Origin of the sequence: Porphyromonas sp. COT-290 OH860, from assembly GCF_000768935.1 — a bacterium.
GTDB lineage: Bacteria > Bacteroidota > Bacteroidia > Bacteroidales > Porphyromonadaceae > Porphyromonas.
In genome coordinates this window covers 1-4,509 of record NZ_JRAR01000050.1, presented here as the reverse complement: position 1 = coordinate 4,509, position 4,509 = coordinate 1, and the positions used below count along the sequence as shown (strand labels likewise).

Annotated in this window: 4 protein-coding genes; 1 reads left to right on the top strand and 3 read right to left on the bottom strand. The window is 40.9% G+C overall.

The annotated features are described in order from the left end of the window. The first annotated feature begins 575 nt into the window (after window positions 1-575). Window positions 576-2,036 (top strand): hypothetical protein, encoded by a 1,461-nt coding sequence (locus HQ41_RS05210; protein ID WP_044188873.1) that lies wholly within the window; start codon window positions 576-578, stop codon window positions 2,034-2,036. Window positions 2,037-2,389: 353 nt separating this feature from the next. Here HQ41_RS05210 and HQ41_RS05205 read toward each other — a convergent pair whose 3' ends face one another. The 3 genes from HQ41_RS05205 to HQ41_RS05195 all read right to left on the bottom strand — a co-directional run. Then, the gene (locus HQ41_RS05205) at window positions 2,390-2,920 is read right to left on the bottom strand and encodes an NADPH-dependent FMN reductase (protein WP_044188870.1); all 531 of its coding nucleotides are present in this window, start codon (window positions 2,918-2,920) and stop codon (window positions 2,390-2,392) included. A 4-nt stretch (window positions 2,921-2,924) separates the two neighbouring features. Continuing rightward, entirely contained in the window at window positions 2,925-3,659 is a 735-nt protein-coding gene (locus tag HQ41_RS05200; protein ID WP_044188878.1) for a pirin family protein, read from the bottom strand. Window positions 3,660-3,904: 245 nt separating this feature from the next. Next, a partial coding sequence (locus HQ41_RS05195; protein ID WP_044188866.1) for a YceI family protein occupies window positions 3,905-4,509 on the bottom strand: 605 nt, incomplete at its 5' end.

Below are 4,509 nucleotides of genomic sequence, written 5' to 3'. Positions count from 1 at the left end.
AGATGATTCTCCTAGGGATATCTTCACTATAGAAGCTTCTTTTGCCACTGATACTTCTTGTTCGCTTCCTGCTGAAACTGCCTTTTTACTCTGGTTGGAACAAGACGCAAATGCTAATATGCCCAGAATTAGGAAGGTAGAACTGATGATTTTTTTCATTTTTTTTGTTTATTTTTTAGTATGGTTGTTTTTAGATAAACTTTATTTGATTAATAACACATATAGGATCAAAATGTTTTGATCCTAATGATTTCTTGTGATTTAAACAAGATTGTCTGTTGTTCTTGGTATTTGATTAATAATGACTTGCATCGGTGTAATTATCTGTGAAGATATCCGAAGTCTATTGATAATATAATGTCCCGCAATAATGTTTCGAGGGAGCGTAGCGACCGAGCAGCTAAACCTATTTTGAGGTTCCAAATGAACCTTTTATTTTTGCCCAAATATGTAAAAACAATTATATTGATAATATAACGTCCCCTAATGGTGCTGCGAGGGAGCGTAGCGACCGAGCAGCTAACCCCTACCATAATCCCTATTCGGGGTAATTATTTTAAGGTCTTAATTCAATTATGAAGAAAGAAAGATTTCCTAGTTCTATCTCAGATAAGATTGAACTCTTTAGTCTAAAGAGTAACATTCTCTTAGACGAGGGCTATTCTTCCTTGAGCCTTGAACGTTTCCTCGAGGTAGTCTTTACTCGTAGGGGAGTGTTGCATTTCCAAGAGCCTGGAGAGGAACACTACTACGACAATCACTACAATGGGATTGTGATGTTTCTTAACCCTAATCGTCCTAAGTGTCGCATCTTGAACAGGGGGTTTAGAGACCAGCTCGAGGCGATTAGAGGGCATAGGTTTGCCATATCCTCTCCATTGACCTATATAGGCAGGAGCAGGAAAGGCACTAACGCTCGTTATGCCTTTGGATTTGCTATTGATTTGGACGGAGTTGCCGAGAAGCAAATTAGGTGGCTGATCTATAACATCAAAGACACACATACCCCTCGACCAAACATCATAGTCAATAGTGGAAATGGCTTGCACGTGTACTATCTGTTCGAGAAACCTGTTGCGCTATTTCCGCAGTCTGTGATGCTCCTTCAGAAGCTCAAGGAGGGGATAACTCGCATCGTTTGGAATAAGTCTACATCAGTGCTTGATAATGACGAGGATTTGCAAATACAGGGCATATTTCAGGGGTTTAGACTGCCTGAGACACTGACGAAATTCGGCACTCGAGTAACAGCGTTCTATGATGAAGAAGCCCCTCTGTTCACGATAAAAGAACTCAACGACCATTACAGAAAATTGAAAGGTTTTCATCGTTTGACTAGTCCATTGACAGATGCGGAGGTCGAGCAGATTGAGCAGGCTCAATATATCCCCTCCAAGGTTGGCATTGAGGAGGCGAAAAGGTTGTACCCAGATTGGTACGAGAAGCGCATCATCAGAGGGGAAACGAATAAGGGCTGGATAGTTAAGCGAGACCTCTATGATTGGTATCTTGGTATATTGGGGAGCGGAAAAATCAAAGAGGGGCATAGATACTTTGCTCTGATGTGCCTATCTAGCTTCGCAATCAAGTGCGGTATTCCCTATGATGAGTTAAGAGAAGATGCTTATAGTTTCCTCGAGCGGTTTGAGGAGATTAAAGCTGGAGAGGATAATCACTTTACGGAAGAGGATATAGAGGATGCTCTCAAGGCTTACGAGGAGAATTATCGCACGTTTCCTCGGAAGACGATTGAGAAGCTTATCGGAGTGATAATACCAGCCCCAAAGAGAAACTATCGAAAGCAAGATGTGCATCTTGAGATTGCTCGAGCTACACGGGACATTGTAACAAAGATAAAGGGTAAGTCTGATTGGAGAGAGGGGAGTGGTCGCCCTGTTGCGACACTAGGGAATAGTGAGCACGCTAGTGTTGTTCGAGAATGGAGGCTAAATAACCTCGACAATACGAACAAATCTCAATGCGCCAGAGATACAGGTCTTAGCCGTCCAACAGTCCACAAATGGTGGGGTGAGTGATTTGCACGATGCGATGGTGTTATATCACCAAGAACGGTGATTTTATTACACCCTTCCCCTTCCGTTTTTCTGTGTAATGCAAGTAGTGTTTTTGTACGTACAAAAACACCGATATACATCGCTATGCTCAGAATATAAATACTTCCATTCAGCACAAGAAATTGCTCCAAACGGGATGAAATTTACATCTTATGCAAATGTACAAATGTACAAATGTACCAAAGTCCGATGGTGGGTTGGTGAAACAAGAGGGGAAAGTATCAAGATGTATCTCTATATGCTTGAAATCAAAAAAGGCCGCAGGAGCACCATTTCCTGCGGCCTTTTTTTTGACTCAATATAGGTTTATTGGATTATAAAAACTTCCTCCAAAGAGCAACCTGTTCACGAAGTTGCTTATCCGCTTCTTGGTCTGTAATCTTCCCATGTGCTATATCGAATTTTTCTCCAAAGCTCGGGAGGGAGAATTTGGCAACGATGTTCGCACCGAACCATGGAAATGTATTACATGCTAACTCAAATACAGAAGCTCCACCTCTCTGACCTGGAGATGTGCTCATGAGCAGCATAGGCTTGTTACCGAATACATTCATGTCAATGCGAGATGTCCAGTCGTACAAGTTCTTGAAAGCAGTGCTAAATGCTCCATTGTGCTCCGCTAGAGAACAAGCGATAGCATCAGCTTCGTTTAGCTTCTTCTTGAATAGTTGTGCTGGAGCAGGTACTCCCTCTTCATTACGTTCGATAGAGTATATAGGCATCTCGTAGTCATTAAGATCTACCCATTCTATATCGATTCCTTCTGTAAGGCTTAGTGCGTATTCTAGTAGAGCCTTGTTGATTGAGTTTCGAGAGTTTGTTCCCGCAAATGCTAACACTTTCATTCTATTATCTTTTAAATAAATACTCAGGTAATTCCATTGGGACGTCCATTACAAGAACAACTGCATCCTTTGAGGCGCTTACAGAAACCTCGTCAGTTTCCCATACACCAAATCCGTCACTAGGGTTAAGTTTTTGGCCAGCTATCTCTACACTACCGCTGATAACGAAGAAATAGGCTCCATTATCTTTCCTCTTGATGGTGTACGAACTCTTAGTGTCCTCAGAAAATTCAGCCCAACTAAACCATGCATCTTGGTGAATCCAAACCCCCTGATCATCTTGGTTAGGAGATAAGATTTGTTGAAATTCGTTCTCCTTGAGGAACTGAGCGATGGGCTCTTGTTGGTAGCGAGGTTTAACCCCCTTTTCTCTAGAAAACACCCAAATCTGAAGGAAGTGAACTATTTCGTTATCTGAAGCATTGAATTCGCTATGTGTCACCCCTGTTCCTGCTGACATCACCTGGACCTCTCCACGTTTGATAACACTACCATTACCCATGCTATCCTTGTGCTCTAGAGATCCAGATAAAGGAATAGAAATTATTTCCATGTCTCTGTGTGGGTGAGTACCGAATCCTTTACTTCCTTGTACCCGGTCTTCATTGATTACTCTTAAGACCCCAAAGTTTACGCGTTCTGGATTGTGGTAGTCAGCAAAGCTGAAAGTATGGAAGCTCTTTAGCCAACCATGATTGGCTACACCTCTGGTGTCAGCCTTATGAAATACTGTTTTCATTTTATATAAATTTATTTTGTACAAATGTATTTATTATTTAGCTTTTTATGGCCCTGTAATATAATCATGTTATTGATAGAATTGATTTGTATAGAAAATAATCTAAGTATACAATAACACCCTATACTTTGGGGCTAGCTACATATAGATTGATGAATAGCTAACCCAAAGTATAGGGTTAATAGATTGTATCTGAAACCCTGTGGTTATATGTAAATCCTAGGGATTAGATCTATGAGATTGTGCTATTTCTTAGCTAAGATAACAAACTGAAGTTCTATGTTGTCTTCTATGAAATTATCTGCTAGGTTGTCAAAGAAAGACTTAGAACCGTATCGCACATTCCAATCAGCTCGATTAATTGTGAAGGTCTTACTAGTAATTTTGTAAGATGCTGTATTTGATTCTGATTCGATTGTTTCTATGGGTATAGTAATGTTCTTTGTTACGTCCTTAAGAGTTAGGTTTCCAGTGAGCTCTGTGATCTTAGATAGATTAAGACCTCCTTCTGGGAGGTTTGTTAACTCAAACTTAGCTGTGGGGTATTTATTAGAGTCGAAGAAGTCTTCGCTTTCCAAGTGTCCCTTAAGTTTAGCTGCCATTTCACCTTCTAGGTCTTCCACTGCGATGCTGTTCATTTGTACAGCTACATATCCAGACACTAGATTGTCTCCTGAAAGTTTGATTTCTCCGTCAGAAAGAGAGATCGATCCGAAGTGTTCCCCGCCAGGCTTAAATCCTTTCCACTTAAGAGATGATTCTCCTAGGGATATCTTCACTATAGAAGCTTCTTTTGCCACTGATACTTCTTGTTCGCTTCCTGCTGAAACTGCCTTTTTACTCTGGTTGG

Bases quoted from the DNA above. Each gene is read 5' to 3' on its own strand.
- HQ41_RS05205 (WP_044188870.1), bottom strand. From the start codon at position 2,920: ATGAAAGTGTTAGCATTTGCGGGAACAAACTCTCGAAACTCAATCAAC.
- HQ41_RS05210 (WP_044188873.1), top strand. From the start codon at position 576: ATGAAGAAAGAAAGATTTCCTAGTTCTATCTCAGATAAGATTGAACTC.
- HQ41_RS05200 (WP_044188878.1), bottom strand. From the start codon at position 3,659: ATGAAAACAGTATTTCATAAGGCTGACACCAGAGGTGTAGCCAATCAT.